The organism is Paludibacter sp. 221 (genome assembly GCF_010501035.1).
In the GTDB taxonomy this organism is placed as follows: Bacteria; Bacteroidota; Bacteroidia; order Bacteroidales; family Paludibacteraceae; genus QVMH01.
On record NZ_QVMH01000061.1, the window covers coordinates 1 to 19277 of the forward strand.

Annotated in this window: 16 protein-coding genes and 1 tRNA gene; 8 read left to right on the top strand and 9 right to left on the bottom strand. The window is 42.2% G+C overall.

From position 1 onward, the window contains the following. Positions 1–160: 160 nt before the first annotated feature. From D0T49_RS11695 to D0T49_RS11735, 9 genes are all read right to left on the bottom strand, one after another. On the bottom strand, positions 161–841 hold the full coding sequence (locus tag D0T49_RS11695; RefSeq protein WP_163631705.1) for a queuosine precursor transporter: 681 nt from the start codon (positions 839–841) through the stop codon (positions 161–163). A gap of 161 nt (positions 842–1002) precedes the next feature. After that, positions 1003–2751, bottom strand: a complete 1749-nt coding sequence (sppA, locus tag D0T49_RS11700; RefSeq protein ID WP_163631708.1) for a signal peptide peptidase SppA — start codon at positions 2749–2751, stop codon at positions 1003–1005. A 135-nt stretch (positions 2752–2886) separates the two neighbouring features. Next, complete coding sequence (gene dnaN, locus D0T49_RS11705; protein ID WP_163631711.1) at positions 2887–4023, bottom strand: DNA polymerase III subunit beta; 1137 nt, start codon at positions 4021–4023, stop codon at positions 2887–2889. Between the two features lie 428 nt (positions 4024–4451). Then, positions 4452–5195, bottom strand: coding sequence for a hypothetical protein (locus D0T49_RS11710; protein WP_163631714.1), 744 nt, complete (start codon positions 5193–5195; stop codon positions 4452–4454). A gap of 1699 nt (positions 5196–6894) precedes the next feature. Continuing rightward, a complete protein-coding gene (locus D0T49_RS11715; protein ID WP_163631717.1) occupies positions 6895–7833 on the bottom strand; it encodes a hypothetical protein in 939 nt (312 codons plus the stop codon). A 126-nt stretch (positions 7834–7959) separates the two neighbouring features. After that, entirely contained in the window at positions 7960–8214 is a 255-nt protein-coding gene (gene rpsT / locus D0T49_RS11720; protein WP_163631720.1) for a 30S ribosomal protein S20, read from the bottom strand. 38 nt (positions 8215–8252) lie between these two features. Beyond that, a tRNA-Glu gene (locus D0T49_RS11725) sits at positions 8253–8324 on the bottom strand. A 335-nt stretch (positions 8325–8659) separates the two neighbouring features. After that, positions 8660–9733, bottom strand: coding sequence for a lysylphosphatidylglycerol synthase transmembrane domain-containing protein (locus D0T49_RS11730; protein ID WP_163631723.1), 1074 nt, complete (start codon positions 9731–9733; stop codon positions 8660–8662). Further along, positions 9733–10914 carry a glycosyltransferase gene (locus D0T49_RS11735; RefSeq protein WP_239057068.1) on the bottom strand — a complete coding sequence of 394 codons (1182 nt, stop codon included), beginning with the start codon at positions 10912–10914 and terminating at the stop codon, positions 9733–9735. The genes D0T49_RS11730 and D0T49_RS11735 overlap by 1 nt, the downstream gene beginning before the upstream one ends. Before the next feature lie 226 nt (positions 10915–11140). Between D0T49_RS11735 and D0T49_RS11740 the strand changes: the two genes are divergently transcribed. From D0T49_RS11740 to D0T49_RS11775, 8 genes are all read left to right on the top strand, one after another. Further along, on the top strand, positions 11141–13246 hold the full coding sequence (locus D0T49_RS11740; RefSeq protein WP_163631726.1) for a TonB-dependent receptor: 2106 nt from the start codon (positions 11141–11143) through the stop codon (positions 13244–13246). A 308-nt stretch (positions 13247–13554) separates the two neighbouring features. Continuing rightward, positions 13555–14715, top strand: a complete 1161-nt coding sequence (locus D0T49_RS11745) for a galactokinase (RefSeq protein WP_163631729.1) — start codon at positions 13555–13557, stop codon at positions 14713–14715. 73 nt (positions 14716–14788) lie between these two features. Continuing rightward, positions 14789–15829 (top strand): aldose epimerase family protein, encoded by a 1041-nt coding sequence (locus D0T49_RS11750; RefSeq protein ID WP_239057069.1) that lies wholly within the window; start codon positions 14789–14791, stop codon positions 15827–15829. Positions 15830–15974: 145 nt separating this feature from the next. Further along, a complete protein-coding gene (locus tag D0T49_RS11755) occupies positions 15975–16124 on the top strand; it encodes a hypothetical protein (RefSeq protein WP_163631735.1) in 150 nt (49 codons plus the stop codon). A gap of 212 nt (positions 16125–16336) precedes the next feature. Beyond that, on the top strand, positions 16337–16717 hold the full coding sequence (locus D0T49_RS11760; RefSeq protein ID WP_163631738.1) for a ribosome-binding factor A: 381 nt from the start codon (positions 16337–16339) through the stop codon (positions 16715–16717). Positions 16718–16754: 37 nt separating this feature from the next. Further along, complete coding sequence (locus D0T49_RS11765; protein WP_239057070.1) at positions 16755–18041, top strand: FtsX-like permease family protein; 1287 nt, start codon at positions 16755–16757, stop codon at positions 18039–18041. 58 nt (positions 18042–18099) lie between these two features. Beyond that, on the top strand, positions 18100–18723 hold the full coding sequence (locus D0T49_RS11770; protein WP_163631741.1) for a hypothetical protein: 624 nt from the start codon (positions 18100–18102) through the stop codon (positions 18721–18723). A 72-nt stretch (positions 18724–18795) separates the two neighbouring features. Then, entirely contained in the window at positions 18796–19107 is a 312-nt protein-coding gene (locus tag D0T49_RS11775) for a DUF1905 domain-containing protein (RefSeq protein WP_163631744.1), read from the top strand. Positions 19108–19277: the final 170 nt, after the last annotated feature.

The window sequence follows — 19277 nt, forward strand, 5'->3', positions numbered from 1 at the left end:
TATACGGAAATAATAATTAAACATTAATAACTAATAATTAATATCCCCGTGTCTTAGTGTCTCCGTGTTTAAAAAGAATAATAATTAAACATTAATAACTAATAATTAATGTCACCGTGTGTAACTCGTAACTATTAACTTGTAACTAAACAATAATTACCTATACATCCTTTATCTTGAGCGGATTGTATGATATATCGTTGTCGTACACATCGGTTTGCTCTTTTTTCTTTACCCACTTTACAAGGATATTTGTAACAGGCAGAGCCAAAATCTCGTAAGCGGTTTTCATGGCAGTCTGGGTGAGTATCAGGATGAACAAATCGCGAACTGACAGGATACCGAAAAAAGCGATAAAGAAAAAGATAAGCGAATCCACCCCTTCGCCTACAATGGTGGACACAATGGCGCGAAGCGAGAAGCCTCGCCCGTGTTGCAAAATCTTCATCCGGCTCATAACGTAGGCATTGAGGAACGAGCCGAACAGAAATGCAATGAAACTGGCAATAGTGATGCGGAGCGTATTGCCCAGCACCAAACTGAAAGCATCCTGATGGTGAAAGTTTTCAGACCCGGGCACAAGTATGCTCAGTTGGAAAATCCCAACGGCCAAAAAATTCATCAGAAACCCGTACCATATTATGAGGCGCACCTTTCGGTATCCCCATACCTCGGCAATAAGGTCGTTTACAATGTACGAAACCGGAAAAATAAGCAAGCCGGCAGTGGCTTGGACAGGACCAATAGCAATGAGTTTTTGCTCAACGATGTTTGCTACAATAAGGCAGGTTGCGAACAACAACCCGCATACCATAAAGGCTACGGAAACTTGTTTTTTCATTTTCTTGTTTTTTTAACGTGGTTACCAAGCACACGTTCGCCCCTCCAAACCTCCCCCAAGGGGAGGCTTTCAGGAATTATCATTAAAATTAATATTTCAGAAGCCCCATTTATGTAGCTTCATAAGCCTCCCCTTGGGGGAGGTTTGGAGGGGCTTGTATCTTATCTTACTTCCACACCGAAAGGCATGAGGGCAAAAATACCGTTCATGTTTTCCATGTTGCTTATTTCTCTGAAAGCATTATAGCGGTCGCCCAACTTCGATTTCAGGAAGCGTGTTTCCACATCGTCCGACATACCTTTCAGCAGTTGCGACATGAAATCTTCTTTTGCAGGATATTCGGCAACAGCGTACGAGTCGATATTTGCTGCTTGGGCAGCCAATGCGATAGCGTCGTTCAGGTTGCCCAGTTTATCTACCAAGCCTATTTCCAGCGCGTTTTCGCCTGTCCACACACGCCCTTCGGCTATTGCTTTAATCTGCGCGGTAGTCATATCGCGGCCATCGGCACAACGCTGCACGAAAAGCTCATAAGTTTGGTTTACATAGTTTTGCATGATGCCTCTTTCCTCGGGTGTGAACGCACGGTGAATGGTAATTCCTTCGCTCATTTTATTGGTTTTCACCACATCGTAGTTCAGCCCTATTTTTTCGCTCAACTTGCCGATGTTGGGTATCTGTCCGAAAACCCCTATCGAGCCTGTAAGCGTATTGGGTTGCGCTATTATCTGGTCGCCCATACAGGCAATGTAATAACCGCCCGATGCCGCATAGTCGCCCATCGAAACAATCAGCGGTTTTTTCGCTTTCAGCCGGGTAAGGGCGTACCATATTTGCTCCGAGCCATATGCGCTTCCGCCACCTGAGTTGATGCGGAACACCACAGCTTTCACCGCATCGTCGTCGGCAACCTTATTAATCGTTTTTACCAGTTTTTTTGACACAATACCGTCTGTTTCGCTCATGTCGATGCCGCCTACGGCATATATCACGGCAAGTTTGGTTTTGTTGTATTTTTTATCTTCGGGCACGTTTTTCATTGCCGAGTGTTTCACAAAAACAGGCTTGCTCTTACCCGTTTCTCCCATATACGTTTTTACAATCTCCTCTACCTCGCTCTGATACACAAGCTGGTCGACAAACCCGTAATCCAACGTTTTTTGTGCTTCGCGGAAGCTCAACGCCTCGTCGGCATACGCGCTTAGCCGGTTAACGGCAATACCCCGTGCTTCCGAAACCTCGTTAAGCAGGTTTTGCCAGATGGAGTTTACATATACAGTTACCTGTTGGCGGTTGGCATCGCTCATTTTGGTGTTGATGTAAGGCTCAACAGCCGATTTGAACTCGCCTACTTTTACTATCTGCATTTCGATACCCAGTTTATCAAGCATGTTTTTGTAAAACATGGTGGTAGACGATATACCTTGGAACTCGACCGAACCGATGGGGTTTAGCAAAACCTGATCGGCAACCGATGCCAGATAATACATCTTTTGCGTATAGCTGTCGGCATACGCCACGATGAATTTTCCCGACTCTTTGAAATCGGCCAACGCATCGCGTATTTCTGTTACCGACGCATATCCGGCCGATAGCGCGCCGCAATTTAATTGTATTCCGGCAATATTAGGATTGTCTTTTGCTTTACGGATATTGGCAAGTATCTCGTCGAGCCCTATATTGGTTTCGGCATACCTCCCTGTAAGAAACTCGAATGGATTATCTTCGGTTCGTTCCACCAACGAGCCACTCAAATCGAGCTGATATACCGAATTAGGCTTTAGTGTGGTTACAGCTTCCTTCGGGCTTAGCAGCGAGCCGAGCATCCCGAAAAATATAAACATTGTTATGATTGAAGCGATAAGGATACCGACAATCGTGGCTAAGGTGTACTTCAAAAATTGTTTCATAATAATTGCCTCTCCAAACCTCCCCCAAGGGGAGGCTTTGCTTATATAGCCAGAGACTTTGCTTTGTAAATTAGTGTTTTTTTAGTTTTTTTGCCTATTATAAGCCTCCTCTTGGGGGAGGTTTGGAGGGGCTTGTTATTCACTCAGCAACATTGGCATAAGCAGCATCAATACTTCTTCGTTCTCTTCGTTCTCGAAAGGAAGTATCAAGCCTGCGCGCGATGGGTCGGCCAACTCGAAAATAACATCCGCCGAATCAATATTGTTCAGTATCTCGATAAGGAACGAGGATTTGAATCCAATGTTGATTTTATCGCCTTCGTACTGGCAGTTGATGGTTTCTTCGGCCGATATCGAGAAGTCGATGTCCTGAGCCGACACATGTATCTGGTTGGCAGAGAAAGCCAGCTTGACAAGGTTGCTTCCCTGATTTGCAAAAACCGATACACGCTTCAATGCGTTCATTATACTCACCCTGTCTACTATCACCTTGTAGGGATTTTCTTTAGGGATAACGCCGTTGTAGTTAGGAAAACGCCCTTCGACCTGACGGCATACCATCGTGTAGTTTTCGAGCTTGAAACGTGCGTTTTTGTTGTCGAACTCGATGGCCACATCGCCCGATTCTTTCGGGAGGATATTTTTAAGCATCGTAGCCGGTTTCTTCGGCAGGATGAACGATTCGCGCTCGTCGCCCTGTACCGATGCCGATGCGTATTTTGTTTTATAACGCACAAGTTTGTGCGCATCGGTAGCAACCAGTGTAAGCCCTTCGGCGTCGATATCGAAAAAGACACCGTTCATCACCGGACGAAGCTCATCGTCGGCAGTAGCAAATAATGCTTTTACAATACCCGTAGACAGTGTTTCGACCGGGATATTCAGGCTGCGTGCATCGCCTTGCATTTCGGGCAGGCGGGGATACTCGTCGCCGTTTTGCCCGATAAAGTTGTACGACCCGTTCGACGAGGTGATTACCAGCGCAAGGTTCGAGTCGTTAATATCAAACGAAAGCGGTTGCTCCGAAAACTCACGCAAAGTATCTAACAACAATTTTGAAGTTACGGCAACTTTTCCGCTGCCTTCTGCGCTTTCCACTTCCATCGACGTAACCAGAGTGGTTTCAATATCGGAAGCGGTCATTGTCAACGTATTTCCATTCAGTTCGAACAGGAAATTGTCCAGTATCGGAAGCGAGTTTTTACTATTGATAACACGGCTTATTGCTTGCAGATGGCTCGATAAAGCGGTACTTGATGCTATGAATTTCATTATTGTATTGTATTATGTTTTTTGCTCGAATATAACTCGAATATAAATAATCAAACAAATGTAGTGCTTTTTTCAGAAAATGAAAAATTGGCAGTTTCTTTTTGAAAATATTTAATCTTTATAGATAAAATAAGCATGTATTGGAGGGGCTTCTATTTTTTCGGCTCACCGGATAAGGTCGGTTGAGTAAAGAAGAAAATTAGGCACTAAAACGGATATTCATATAAATTAAGAAACTGTTTTGAATTTTTTCATAAGTTCTTTTTTAGTCATTCTTAGAAGGGTTTGGATTTTTATTTTTAGCCTAATAGCAGGCTATTAAAGAAAAATGAAAATTCAAAGACACTAAAAGGCCGAAAAGAACATGAAAGAAATAAAAATAAGCCCTGAATGACTCACTCGTAAAATTCAAAACAGTTTCTAATTCTTTAATCCAATTTCATTAAGGTACATGTACCTGAATAAATTTGGAGTGCATTGGAACCACGATAACAGACAGTGTATTCGCCTGCTTCAAAATAACAAGTTTGCGTACCAAATACAGCAATACCATTAACATTACCATATGCATATTGTTGAATGTTCAGATACGTAACATTATCGCGTTGCAATGACATATGGAAAGCATAAGAATAAGGAGAAACTGCAGTTGTCTCTACTGTTTTATCTACTCTAACCGAAAAAGACAAAGTAGCAGCATAAAATCCTGACTGGGGTATGCTGAATGTGGCCACTGTTTTGGTATCCCAGCCAACGGGGACATTAACAATGTTGGCATCAGTTATAAAGTTTATACTGCTCACGTCCGAAGTAGTGAGCTTTTTTTGAGCATATCCAATGCGTTCCCACTTCGAGCCATTCCAGATAAAAGCCCCCGTTCCTATAGTATTATTAGTATTATACACCACCGTACCTGTCAGTTCAGACTTCACTGCATCTGAGCTTTCGGTAAACGAAGTGGGTATAGAAGTAAGGTTATTATCCAAATACACATTAGGCAGTTTTAAGCCACCGATATAACCACTCGAAGGGCTTAAATCAAGCGTAGCACCTTTTGCAGGAGCACTTTCGCCACCAATAGTAACCTGTGCAGTTGCACTAAAAATGAAAAACGAAAAATGAAAAACACAGACTAAAACTAAAGCCTGTCTGAATGATTGCTTTCTGTTCATGATGATAATTATTAATTGTTAGTTATTAATGTTTAATTATTATTTAGTTACAAGTTAATAGTTACGAGTTACAAGTATTTGGTTTTATTCCCATCCCGTATAGCGGCTTCGAGTCCGCTTTACGGGTAAATTATGTTAGCTTTATTCTCTACCTCTCGTTTGCAACGAGAGGGCAATTGTTTTACGTTTCAAACGTAATCCCCATTTAACCCCATATTTGGCGCAAGTCTGTGACTTGTGACTATGTTTTTTTGCAGTTTTAAACCGCATTTGTTTTCGGCACAAGTTACACTACGCTAAACTTGCGCCANACTGCATTTGTTTTCGGCACAAGTTACACTACGCTAAACTTGCGCCATTTGGGGGACATTAATTATTAATGGTTAATTATTAGTTATTATTTAGTTACAAGTTAATAGTTACGAGTTACAAGTATTTGGTCTTATTCCCGTCCCGTATAGCGGCTTCGAGTCCGCTTTACGGGTAAATTATGTTCACCTTTTTCCTCGTTCTTATTTCTTTTGTCTTGATTCTTGGCTCTTGGCTCTTGATTCTCTAATCTATTCGAACCCGCTTTACGGGTAATATTCTTTTGTTTTCTTCTTATCGGGCGAAAGATTTTTCGCCCCTACATTTGTTATCTATCATTCATATTTTTAAAATATCCCGTAGGGATTAAAGTTTGGTAACAGTACAAGCCACCTCATTACAAGCGTGCCGTAGGTACGCTACATCCGCGCGAGCCTACGTTTTCTATTTCTTTTATCCGTAAAGCGGACTGAAAGCCGCTATACGGATGATGCACAGACAAATATCCGCACCAGCAATATATGAGCCTCCCAAAAACTCTTTTCCTTTTTCCCTCTCCGTTTGGAGAGGGTGCCTGAAAGGCGGGAGAGGCCGGAAGGTTGGTGGGGCAATCCCACAAAACCACACAAAGAAAAACACGGAGCTTCGCAGAAGTGAATAACACTCTGCAAAACTCCGTGAACGACTCTGTGCGGCTCTGTGAAACACACAACCAACATTCATTATACATGAATAGAAAACAAGGGAAAACAAGCTACGGTAGGGGCGAAAAATCTTTCGCCCTATAATAGATAAAGAATAAACTGTAGTTATCGTCTCAGTGGATTTTAAATCCACTGAGTTATTAATTGCGGATTTAAAATCCGCAATTATCCGCTTTCGGATTTTAAATCCGAAAGAACAAATGATATGTATTAATAATGTGGAAAATAAAAGGAATGGTAAGGAATAATACCAATTTACGGAAATAGTAAATGGTAAATCAAAAAATCGTAAATCAACTAAAGTCTCTCTCTCTCTCTCTCTCTCTCTCTCTCTCTCTCTAATAAAATAGAGATAACGGCAAACATTTTAACGTTTGCAAAGGCATTTTTTTGAGGCGTTATTTGCTGAGAGAAAGTCATATTGTACTAAAAAAGATAAAAGAATAAAAGATAAAGGACAAAACTTATAGCTTGTAGCTAATAACTCGTAGCTAACTAAATCATTCCTCATTTTTACTCAAAGAATGTGAGGGCAAAAGTAAGGGCTTAATTTTTTAAGCACAAATATTTAACGAACGCCGCTATTACGCATAGAAAAATAGGCTCCTAAAAAACTTAGGAGCCTACTTGATTTATAAGGTAAGAAAACTCTTATGCCAGTTTGCTGACGAGTGAAAGAGGAGTAATTAGAAATCAGACGGGTATATCTTTTTATACAGAAATGTAGTTTTTACATTGTCAAAATCTATGGAATTACCACCTCCTCCTTGACTTTTAGTAACCCGACCTGTATGTTTAATTGCTACCAACCTATCTTCTTCATCGTATTCCGGTGCATAGGTTATTTTATTAAAGTGAGCCTGATATTCAGGTTTTTCATATTGGATATCAACATCAACTATATTATTTTTACTTTTTTGTCCTAACAAATTATCATAAAATGGTGTCAAGTATGTCAATGCCACAACCTGTAGTGGAGTACATGGTGCCCAATCGCTCATAGGTATAAAATCTTTATCATCATATGTATAGTCATAAGTTATTGTCTGATAGGCTTCACGACCCGTTATCGGATAAAGCAATTCTTTTACCTGGGTTACATTGCTGTTTTCTACGGTTAGCAATACCAAATCTTTTTCCCCTTCTTCAGGAAACGTATTTGTCACTCTTACGAGAAATCCATCTTTGTCATAATAATATTTTAAAAAATCAACTACGTAAGGTTTTCCATAAGGAGTATTATCACTATATGTCTCTCTCCTGTTAGTTTGCTTCTGTTTAATGTATCCGTTATCATCAAGTAATATTATAATTGTATCATAATGTAAAGTACTACCATAATCTTTTACCCCTGCCAGCATTATATTATCATCCGAATAATTTATATCTTCATAACTAAAGTATTTGGTATATTTTCCCGTATCATCTTTTTCCCAACGAACCAAATCAAAACTAATTGGAATTTCGTTTTCACCCTTATCTCCGAACATATACAATCCGTTAAGTATTTGTGTAGGAGGAGAGGGGATTCCTTGTTTTTCACCTTCTGGGTCACAAGCCCAAAACATAGTTGTTGCTGAGAGTAAAATTGCTACCGCAATTATATTCTTTAAATTTAGTTTCATTTTTAACATAGAAAAAACAATTTGTGAATATTTTATATCGAAACTTACATTAATAAATATACAAAAAAGGGTATGCTAATAAATTAAACATACCCTTCATAGTATATAAATACAATAATTTCTTACTTATGCCAGTTTGTTAACGTATACTGTCAACTTTGATTTTAAGTTAGCAGCTTTGTTTTTGTGGATTACATTGCGTTTTGCCAATTTATCCAACATTGAGCTAACTTTTGGTAACATTTCTGTCGCTACTTCTTTCTCGGTAGTTGCACGCAATTTGCGAACTGCATTACGAGCAGTCTTTGCATAATAGCGATTGTGCAATTTCCTTTTTTCAGTTTGGCGAATTCTTTTAATTGATGATTTATGGTTTGCCATCTCAAACTATAATTAAATTTCTTTTTTTTCGTTTTTTGTAGCCCATAGGGGAGTCGAACCCCTCTTTCAAGAATGAAAATCTTGCGTCCTAACCGATAGACGAATGGGCCAGCATTTTTATTTTGCTACAATAGGCTTTCCTAATTGCGGGTGCAAATATAAGACAGTTTTTTGAATTGACAAAATATGTACAAAAAATTTTATCCAAAAGTAAAATAATTTCACTATTATCCTAACGCAATGTATTTATAATCAAATAAAAATGGCTTGCTAAAATAGCTTGAACAAAATTGAAAGGGATAGAACAAGGGGATAAATATAGAATAATAGAACAAAAGAGAGCAACGAAAATAAAAGTAAAAGCGATGATAAAATGCGTACAATTCGTTATTTCCACATCCTTTGTTGCTCCATTTTCATCTATTTTGTTCCTAAAATCTACACATCAGGCCTCAGCTTCGGCCACCGCCGTTTTTTCTTTCTTTTGGAAACGGGTTCGCGCCCATCGCGGAAAAACAACCATACCGGCAAACAAATACACGTAATAGCTTATTATCCTCCAGATAGCTGTAATAACAAGTACTGCGCTGCCACTCAGCATCAGGTCGTTATAAATCCCTTTGAAAGCCAGTTCGCTCAGCCCGCTACCGCCCGGCGTGGGGCTTACCCCCATTGCCAACCATATAATAATCTGGCGTCCGAAAATAACCAGTTGGTCGCCCACGTGCGTGAAGGCTGTGAACAGCGCATTTGCCACCAGAAAGCGCGACGACCAGCACAACGCTGTTACGGCAAAAACTTTCGCCCAAAAAAACGCCGGGCGTTGCTTTATCTCTTTCGAGGCATCTATCATATTGTCGGTAAACTCAAAAATAGCACCTTGCCAACGCTTCAGGAATTTTAATCTGAAAACATACCTTAGCAGCCGTGCCACTATATCGGGGCGCACAAACATACCCAGAAACAGCACAAGCGTCCATAAGCAAAGCAGGGGATAAACCGTCCAGAAAACAACTTCGATGGTTGATGCTACGGCATTGGTGCTATTGAATAACTCGCCAAGCGGAATGAAAAGGAATATGATAGGGCAGACGAGTACGTAAAACAGGTTGTCGAAAAACAAATTCATCATCGAGATGGTGGTGCTCCTACCCGCATTTATCCCCTCCCTGTTGAGGAGTATCAATACGGTAGGCCCTGCCCCTATTGCTGCCGGCATGATGGCAAAGGCAAACTCGCGCAGAATGTTTATATTAAAAGCCTGTTTCCACGAAAGCTCGTTATTAGTCATCAGCCTGAAGCGTGTCATCATGAAAAAGTCGCGGCTCATCATCAGCAAACATGCCACGAAAATGAAAAATACGCTTCGCCCGCTAAACTGTATCTCTTTGAATGAAGCAAGGTCAAACTCTCTTAAAAACAGCCAGACAATCACTCCGGTACCCAAAACAACCGGAATAAGTATCTGATACATTTTGAACGAAAATTGCTTCGGTTTTGATTCCAACGTCTGCGGCATTATGTCTTTTTTCTACGAATTATACTTAAATAGCGGTCGAGTACCTCCTCTTCCACTATGCTTTTCCACGAATTGGCTATTGTTTTCGAAGCATTTATCCCTACCTCTTTCACCAAATCGGGATTTTTTATTAGCCCGCGCAACTTTTCCGCCAGCGATTTAGCCGAGTTTTCAATCAAAAAACCATTCAAATTGTCGGTCAGTATCTCAGCAGCGGTCGACCCCGCTACCATTACCGACGGGGTGCCCAACGCTCCGGCTTCGCGCACCACCAAGGGAGCATTATCGTAAAGCGACGGAAAAAGAAACAAATCTGAGGCTGCATAATAAAGTTTTATCCTTTCGCGGTCGGTCACTATCCCGGTAAAAGTCACTTTAGAGCTAAGTCCGGCCTCTTTCACCAGAGTTTTCAGTTCGTCGGCCGCATAGCCGGTACCTACAAAAAACATTCTGAAAGGTTCGTCTTTCATCAAGGCCAACGCCTCAACAATCATACGCGTGTTTTTCTCCCATATATGCTGCCCTACGAAAAGGAATACAAACTCATCGCCCTTAACCCCCAACGCCTCGCGGGCACGCTGTTTTACAGGAGCCAAATCCTCGTCTGTAGCAAAGTCGTTACCATTATCCACCACTTCAATCTTACCCTTGTACCCATACTCGCGCAAGGTTTCTTCCACCGCTTTTTGCGGCACCCAAACCTCGTCGGCTTTTTCGTAAAACGATACAATCTCCTTTACCATCAGGTCCACAACGTGGCGGCTGTGTAGAGCCCTTTCAAAATCGTCCCTGTATTTGGAGTGGAATGTAGCTATCAAAGGCACTTTTTGTTCCTTTGCCACACGTACCGCCAATTTCCCTGCCGAGAAAGGGCTATGAGCATGCACCAGTTCAAACTTTATCTCTTCAAATTTTTTCTGAAACGAAAAGTCAATATCAGGCAATCCCAGCCGGTAAGGCTTTCGGGTGGGTACCGGAACCGAAGTATAACGGAAAACCGGATATACTTCATCATCCTCATAGTCGGGAGCGTTAGGCGCTACTACACAAACAGGGTAATTTTTTTCATGAAGCCAATATGCATAATTGCTTACCGCAAGTGCAACACCGTCCATAATAGGAGGATAGCTTTCATTAAACAAACCAAATGTATTGAACCCCGAATGATGGGTTTTTTCCATGCTAAGTTTAATTTACAATTTATCCAACGAAAAATAAAAAGCGATACAAAAATCAGATTTAAATTATACTTTAACAACTTCTTTCTGATAAATTCTGATTATTATATATATTTTTAACGTTAATACAGGCACAGAAGTTCATTCGCGTGTATCACAAAGCATGCTTTTTTTATACCTTTGCGTGTTGTTTTTTAGTAAACACTTCATAACAAACTCATTCCAAAGTATGAAATATATATTTCTTTCCGTATTGTCGCTGATTGGGATTTCCCTCACAGCCCAGAATATCATTAACCAAAACGATACCATTACCTTAGAAATAGAAGAAATAAACATATACAGCCCCAAGCCCTCTGCCGACAAGAACATGCTGTACTTCCCTACGGCGAATATATCGAAAACCACGTTACAAACACCATCATTTTTCACACCGGCTGATGCCTTGCAGCAAAAAGCAGGTATTTCGCTTACACGCGACGGTATTTGGGCAACATCGGTCAACGTACGCGGGCTGGCAAAAGAGCGCATCCTTATACTGGCCGACGGCGAACGTATCCAAACCGCTACAGACATTGCAGCGGCACTTTCTACTATCGACCTGAACAGCCTCGAACGTATCGAAGTGATAAAAGGGGCAGCTTCGGTGCTTTATGGTACGGGAGCAATGGGCGGGGCGATTAACTTCGTCACCGAGAAACCCGTTTACACTCCCTCCCTTCGGACAAGCGGCAAGGTAGGCACAGGCTTCAATACGGTAAACAAGCTATGGACAAGCCATGCCAAAATACAACTTACCGACAACAACTGGTATATAGCCGCCAATGGGAGCTACCGTATGGCACAAAACACACAAACTCCTGAGGGCGTATTGGAGAACAGCCAATTCAACGATGCCTCTTTTGGCGTACAAGGGGGGATGACCTATGACGAATCGCAAGAACTGCTGGTAAACTTTCAGCACTATCAGGCGTGGGACGTGGGGATGCCCGGAGGAAGTGCTTTTCACGAAAGTGCAAAAGTGCGCTACCGCAATGTAAAACGCAACCTGCTGAGTGGAGAATATATATTTTACGAGCCTGTGGCAGCCTTAAAAGAATTCAGAATAAAAGCCTATACGCAAAACATATCGCGCGATGTAGAAAACTACCGCGAAGACATGAAACTGAACGTATTACCATCGAGCAAAAACACAACAAGCGGAGGAAAAATAACAGTAAATCCGGACTTAATGACTCCCTACCGGAATTTGACAGTGGGCGTGGAAGGATGGGTACGCAATGCCGAAACTCAACGCTACAAGATAAAAGAAAGAAGCGAAGACAATTACCTTGTCACCGCCGAACAGCCCGTGCCAAATGCCAAGATGATTGACATAGGTGCTTTTGCGCAATACAGTTGGGATATTTTGCCCGGAAAACTAAAAATGGATGCCGGACTGCGCCTGGATGATATAGCAGTGAGGAACGATTCTGCTTTCGACCCCGTATTCCAATACACGAAGATAAACGGAGAGCGTACCGACATAGGAAATATACAGCGTAAGCTCATGTTTGCAGCAGGCAACTCGAACGAGTTTTCGTACGCTGCGCATATCGACCTCATGTATCGGTTTGCACGAAACCATAAAACCGCGCTGTCGCTGTCGAACGCCTACCGTGCAGCATCGCTCGAAGAAAGGTTTAAATTCATCGACCTTGCCAACAGCACCACCGTACAAATGGGCAACCCCAATCTGAAGCCCGAAAAAGGATTGTTTGCAAACCTGAACTACACCTATAGCGGCGAACGGTTCGACCTGAAAACGGATGTTTTTGCCAACTACCTGTTCGACCTCATTACCGAGAAAAGAGTGAACGGGGTGGGACGAGATACGCTGAAAAACGTAAACATAGACAATGCCCTATTCATCGGTGCCGAGATAGAAGCCAATTACCGGTTTACCAACAGCCTTTGGGCAATGGCAAACGCCTCGTACACCCGTGCGCGCGATGTGAATAACGATGAACCTCTGCCCATGATTCCACCGCTGAAAGGGATGGTAGAACTAAACTATCGTTACAAAAACCGGTTTACCGCATCGGTATCGGCCAACTGGGCAGCACGCCAATCGGAAGTAGCCACAGGCGAAAGCCCCACCAACGGGCATATAATACTGAATGCCGCTATCCGTTCCGAACGGATAAAACTAACGCCAATGTACCACTTGCAGCTTTTTGCCGGAGCCGACAATATACTAAACACCGCCTATTACAACCACCTATCCACCACACGCGGTATAATAAAGCTCGAACCCGGAAGAAACATTTACGCAAAAATACAATTTGGATGGTAATGTGTGGAAAAAAATAAATTCGCCATCGCAATAAACAAAATACTAAAATTTGTGCTCCTAATATAAAGAAGTTTCTTTTATAGCGCGGAGCACATTTTTATTTGATATAGATAGTTTGCCCTTTTTCTCTCTTTCATTTAAGATTGTTAATAAATAAGCATTAAATAATAAATTCACGTGCTTTATCGGCATATTTTTATAAATTTGTCAATAGCTTCGATTACTTCACAAAGCCAATTGTGACTTAACCGATAAACTCTATAATTAAATTATTATCAACTAAAAATTAATAAACACAAACCATTACCATGACAGTACAAGAATTACAAAAAGCATTTGTAGATGCTTACGGAAAGAAAGAAGACGCGATTTATTTTTCACCGGGACGGGTTAACCTTATTGGCGAACATACCGACTACAACGGCGGATATGTGTTTCCCTGCGCATTAAGTTTCGGTACATACTTACTCATTCGTAAAAACGGAACCAAAGAAGTAAACTTCCGCTCGGTAAACGAGCCCGAAGTAATTAAAGTTTCGCTTGACAAAATAACCGAGCCCTTGGCAAAAGGCACATGGGCCAACTACCTGATGGGAGTGTTCACCCAATTTATCAAACGTGGCGTTGAGTTCAAAGAAGGCTACGATATACTAATCTGGGGTAACGTGCCTCTGGGAGCAGGCCTTTCTTCGTCGGCTGCGCTTGAGGTGGTAACAGCTTTTGCGCTAAACGACCAAATGGGCACTGGCTACGACCGTACCGAGCTGGCTAAAATAGGACAAAAGGCAGAACACGAATTTGCATATGTAATGTGCGGAATCATGGACCAGTTTGCTTCGGCACAAGGAAAGAAAGACCACGCTATTTTCCTCAACTGCGACACATTGGAGTTTGAACTTGTGCCTGTAAAACTGAACGGAATAAAAGTGGTTATCTCAAACACCCACAGCCCGCACAAGCTGGGTGACGAATATAACGACCGTGTTCGCGAGTGTCAACTGGCAGTAGAACAACTTCGCACAGTTCGCCCAAATCTGAACAATCTGGCCGAACTTACACAAGCTGAGTTTGACGAAATAAAAGGGGCTATCACCGACCCTATAGCACTGAAACGTGCCCGCCACGTAGTAGGCGAAGTACAACGCACGGTGGATGCTGTGAAATACCTGAAAGCTGGAGATATCGAAACGTTTGGTAAACTGATGAACGCTTCGCACGACTCATTGCGCGACGATTACGAAGTAACAGGAAAATTCCTCGACACACTGGCTGAAGAAGCCTGGAAAATTGACGGCGTTATCGGCTCGCGTATGACCGGTGGTGGTTTTGGAGGATGTACGGTATCATTGGTAAAAAATGAAGCTATCGACACCTTCAAAGAAAAAGTAGGCAAGGCTTACAAAGAAAAAACAGGTCTTGAAGCAGATTTCTACATTGCCGAAATAGGCGACGGAGCTAAAAAGATATAAGACAATATTTTATTATCCTTTTTTATAAAGAAGCGTAATGTTTTTTACGCTTCTTTATGTAAATAAAAATACCATGATTGATAAAAAAAACTTTGATAAAGAACTGAACGGCAAAAAGATAGCACTCTACACATTGACTAATAAAAACGGAATGACCGTAGACATTACCAATTATGGAGGAAAAGTCGTTACAGTAAACGTACCCGACAAAAACGGCAAACTGGCCGATGTGGTACTTGGTTTCGAAACAATAGACGAGTATCTGGCGAAAGAACCTTTTTTCGGGGCTATCTGCGGACGCTTTGCCAACCGTATAAAAAACGGAAAATTCACGCTCGACGGCACTACTTACCAACTGGCTGTAAACAATGGTCCTAACCACCTGCATGGGGGTATCGAAGGCTTCAACGTAAAGGTATGGGACGTAGTAGAATCTACCGGAAGCAAACTGGCGTTGCACTACCTTTCAGCAGATGGCGAAGAATCGTACCCGGGCAATCTGGATGTGACGGTTACTTACGAACTATCGGACGACAACGCGCTAAAAATACATTACGAAGCTAAAACCGATAAGCCAACCATACTTGGGCTATGCAACCACTCGTACTTCAACCTGAAAGGTGCAGGCGAAGGAACGGTAAACGACCATTACCTGAAAATAGAAGGCGATTTCCACACGGTGCTGGACGACAGCGCAGCTCCTACAGGCGAAATACGCCCTGTTGACGGAACTGACTTTGATTTCCGCAAGTCGACCCTTATTTCGGAACGCAACGATAAAGCGGCTTTTGCCCCTGGACGCGGACTGGATAATAACTGGACTATTCGTAAAAACTTTCCGAAAGAACTGGCGCTGGCAGCTACCCTGTACGAGCCAAAAAGCGGAAGAAAACTGGAGGCTTTCACCACACAACCCGGCATACAGATTTATTCGGGCAACTGGATTGAAAAGAACACCGGAAAATATGGCAAGCCATACGACGAGCAGGATGCTATCTGCCTCGAAGCGCAAAGTTTCCCTAACTCGCCAAACATCGCACATTTTCCAAGCGTAGTACTTCGCCCGGGCGAAAAATACGATGAGTGGTGCGTATACAAATTCTCGGCCGAGTAACAACAAGCAGTTGCAAGTAATAAAAATTAAACAACGAATCCCTTTGAGACTATTTTCAGAGGGATTCTGTTTTCATTACCCTGCCGTTTGGCGTAGCAGGACGCCAACGTCATTAATTTAAGGAAACTTTTAACCTCTTAGTAGAATGACGCTAACCTTTTTCCCCTCTCCTCAAGGAGAGGGGGTAGGGGGTGAGGTGATAAAAAATGAGGTAGTAAAAAGCGGACTGACTGAACTTATCCGTAAAGCGGACTGCAAGCCGCTATACGGAAAAAAGCCCTACCGCTTAAATTGACGGCATTGGCGGGACGCTATGTCAAACAGAAAGATTTTGGCTCTTTAAAGACGCCAAGCCCTCGTTTTTAGCTAATTTCACACCAAACACTTCCGGTTTTCCGATTAAATGGAGTATCTTTGTTATCCTTTTTTCCATAAGGGCTACCTAAACCTGCCTTGTGAGGAATTTAGATACAAACTGTTGAAAAAAACATCGAAATTATTTAGAAAATGGAAACTACACGTCAACAAAAAATAGCACGCCTGTTGCAAAAAGAATTAGGAGATATCTTTATCCCATACGCCCGCCAGATACCAGGTACACTTATTACTGTTACTAACGCCCGTATCAGCCCCGATTTGAGCATATCGCACATACATATAAGCATATTCCCCACCGAGAGAGCGGCAGAGGTACTGAGCCAAATTAACGAAGATAAAAAAGCAATCCGTTACGATTTGGGAACTCGCATCCGCCATCAGGTAAGGCTTATTCCCGAACTTGTATTCCATATCGACGATTCGCTGGACTATGTTGAGAATATTGACCGCCTGTTGCAAAGCGACCCTCCTTCGCCTGTTACGGACGAAGAAACAGATGATAATGAGTAAGTAACCGGTAAAAAAAGCAAAAAGCCCTAAGAAGAATATGCCGGATACGTCTGAAATAAAGTCAAAAAAAGGATTACGTGCGATGCTTAGCCGCCTCTCATTTCCTTTTTATGTAGCGCGACGTTACCTGTTTTCCCGAAAATCACATAATGTAGTCAACATTATTTCGGGCATATCATCCGGAGGAATAGCCATCGGCGCTATGGCAATGATTTGTGTACTATCCGTTTTCAACGGCATCGACCGTACCATAAGCGATATGTTTTCGGCCTTCGACCCCGAATTGAAGATAACCGCCGTAAAAGGGAAAACATTCAGCATTGATTCGCCCGCATTCGAAGCCCTGCAAAATTCGCCCAATGTAGCAGTATTCTCCGAAACCATCGAAGAAAATGCACTCCTTACTTTCCGGCAGAAACAAATGCCTGTTACAATAAAAGGGGTGGATGAAACTAAATTCCACCAACTGACACTGATTGACAGCATCATGTACGATGGCGAGTTTATGCTTCACGATGGCGGTTTTTACAGGATAGTGCCCGGCATAGGAGTTGCCATTTCGTTAGGGCTTGGCGCCCATTTTATCGACCCTGTTTATATTCATGCCCCTAAACGAACAGCCAGAATAAACGTGCTTCGCCCCGAAAAGAGTTTAAACTCTGTGGGAACTTATGTTTCGGGCATCTTTATGGTGGAGCAGCTACAATACGACGATAGTTATACAATCATATCCATCGATCAGGCGCGCGAACTGTTCGAGTACGACAACAATACCGTTTCGGCTGTGGAATTGAAGCTGGCGGAGGGCATCAACCAAGAACAAGCAAAAAAAGAGATACAACGCTTGCTGGGCAACGACTATAGCGTGAAAGACCGTTACGAGCAGCAAGAGAGCTTCTACAAAATAATGAAAATGGAAAAGTGGCTGGCCTATTTCATTCTCAGTTTCATCCTGCTTATAGCCAGCTTCAATATCATAGGCTCACTCTCGATGCTTATTATCGACAAAAAAGCGGATATCGACACCCTGCGCAATCTTGGAGCCAACCACCGGTTGATAAAACGCATCTTCCTTTTCGAAGGCTGGCTTATATCCATCGTAGGAGCCGTAGGCGGCATCATTCTTGGGCTTATTATCTGCCTGATACAACAACAGTTTGGACTGCTGAAAATGGGTAATAGCTACCTTACCGAAGCCTATCCGGTGGTAATAAATATGTGGGACACGCTGTTAGTATTTGCCACCGTACTTATTATGGGATTCGTTGCCTCGTACTATCCGGTGAGGTATATAAGCAACAAAAAAGATTTGTCGGAAAAATAAAGTACAAGCAATTTCATCCCGCTTTTTACGTTTATTAATCATCCAAGATTCCTACAAAATGAAACATAGTACAATACTTCCGGCTCTTGTATTCGCCTTACTGTTAAGCTCGTGCAAAAACGAGCCTCAACCCCCTTACGTGTACGAAACCAATCCGGAATATACCAACATCAACTTAACCTTTTACGGGGCGTGTTATTACGAAGAATATGGTATTCCTCACAATGTTATGTCCATGCAGCTCACTACCGAAGGAATGTTGAATGAAGAAGGCGAAATCATTGCCGCCGGACAGCAACTATATATCGAAGATATATTTATCCCTGCGTCGGATAATACATTGAGCTTCAGAACATACTATGCTGCCGATGAGCCTGAGGTTTCAAACTTTTTACCCGGACAATTATTTAAAGTTGACAATTACGTTACCTACATAGGTTCGTGGATTTACTATCAGGAAGAAGACGCTCCCAGTAAAAAGAAATATATAAAAGAAGGTACATTTACGTACGACACCTCAGGCATAACTTTCGACCTGATTACCGATGATGATAAAAAACTAAGCGGGAAACTTGACCTTACCCACGAAAACGGCCAACTGCCCGAACCTGTCGGAAGAAAACCCACTCACGACCTGAAAAGCCCCAGCGCTGAAAGTCAATACTCGGAAGCAGACCGATAAATATACACAAACAGAAAATAGAGAATAGGTGCATTGTCTCTATATGTAAAAAAGCAGCAAAGTAGAATAAATATGGAAAATAAAGGCGTAAAATATGAGTTTTCCGCAAAAGTATGGCACTATACATCAACAGGCGGAACAGGAGGTTGGTGGATTGTATGCCTCCCAAAAGAGATGTCAAAAGAAATAAGAGAGAATCTTAAATTCCTGGAAGAAGGTTGGGGGCGATTAAAAATTACGGCAAAAACCGGCAACAGCCAGTGGAAAACCGCCATCTGGTTCGACACCAAACTTGAAACTTATTTGCTTCCTCTCAAAACGGAAATCCGGAAAAAGGAAAATATCGAAATTGACAAATATATAGAAGTCATAATTTGGATTTAAAAACCAGGATTTTCCTTTAGCCTTCTCCCCTTTCCGTTCCCCCTAACCACAAAAAAACTCCTTCAGATATATGATAAATCTGAAGGAGTTTTCATTTAAAAATGGCGGCGACCTACTCTCCCACATAATTGCAGTACCATCGGCGCTGTCAGGCTTAACTTCTCTGTTCG

Coding starts and splice junctions, on each gene's coding strand:
- D0T49_RS11695 (WP_163631705.1), bottom strand. CDS start 841: ATGAAAAAACAAGTTTCCGTAGCCTTTATGGTATGCGGGTTGTTGTTC.
- sppA (WP_163631708.1), bottom strand. CDS start 2,751: ATGAAACAATTTTTGAAGTACACCTTAGCCACGATTGTCGGTATCCTT.
- D0T49_RS11770 (WP_163631741.1), top strand. CDS start 18,100: ATGAAACATAGTACAATACTTCCGGCTCTTGTATTCGCCTTACTGTTA.
- rpsT (WP_163631720.1), bottom strand. CDS start 8,214: ATGGCAAACCATAAATCATCAATTAAAAGAATTCGCCAAACTGAAAAA.
- D0T49_RS11715 (WP_163631717.1), bottom strand. CDS start 7,833: ATGAAACTAAATTTAAAGAATATAATTGCGGTAGCAATTTTACTCTCA.
- D0T49_RS11740 (WP_163631726.1), top strand. CDS start 11,141: ATGAAATATATATTTCTTTCCGTATTGTCGCTGATTGGGATTTCCCTC.
- D0T49_RS11760 (WP_163631738.1), top strand. CDS start 16,337: ATGGAAACTACACGTCAACAAAAAATAGCACGCCTGTTGCAAAAAGAA.
- D0T49_RS11710 (WP_163631714.1), bottom strand. CDS start 5,195: ATGAACAGAAAGCAATCATTCAGACAGGCTTTAGTTTTAGTCTGTGTT.
- D0T49_RS11735 (WP_239057068.1), bottom strand. CDS start 10,914: ATGGAAAAAACCCATCATTCGGGGTTCAATACATTTGGTTTGTTTAAT.
- D0T49_RS11755 (WP_163631735.1), top strand. CDS start 15,975: ATGACGCTAACCTTTTTCCCCTCTCCTCAAGGAGAGGGGGTAGGGGGT.
- D0T49_RS11745 (WP_163631729.1), top strand. CDS start 13,555: ATGACAGTACAAGAATTACAAAAAGCATTTGTAGATGCTTACGGAAAG.
- dnaN (WP_163631711.1), bottom strand. CDS start 4,023: ATGAAATTCATAGCATCAAGTACCGCTTTATCGAGCCATCTGCAAGCA.
- D0T49_RS11775 (WP_163631744.1), top strand. CDS start 18,796: ATGGAAAATAAAGGCGTAAAATATGAGTTTTCCGCAAAAGTATGGCAC.
- D0T49_RS11750 (WP_239057069.1), top strand. CDS start 14,789: ATGATTGATAAAAAAAACTTTGATAAAGAACTGAACGGCAAAAAGATA.
- D0T49_RS11730 (WP_163631723.1), bottom strand. CDS start 9,733: ATGCCGCAGACGTTGGAATCAAAACCGAAGCAATTTTCGTTCAAAATG.
- D0T49_RS11765 (WP_239057070.1), top strand. CDS start 16,755: ATGCCGGATACGTCTGAAATAAAGTCAAAAAAAGGATTACGTGCGATG.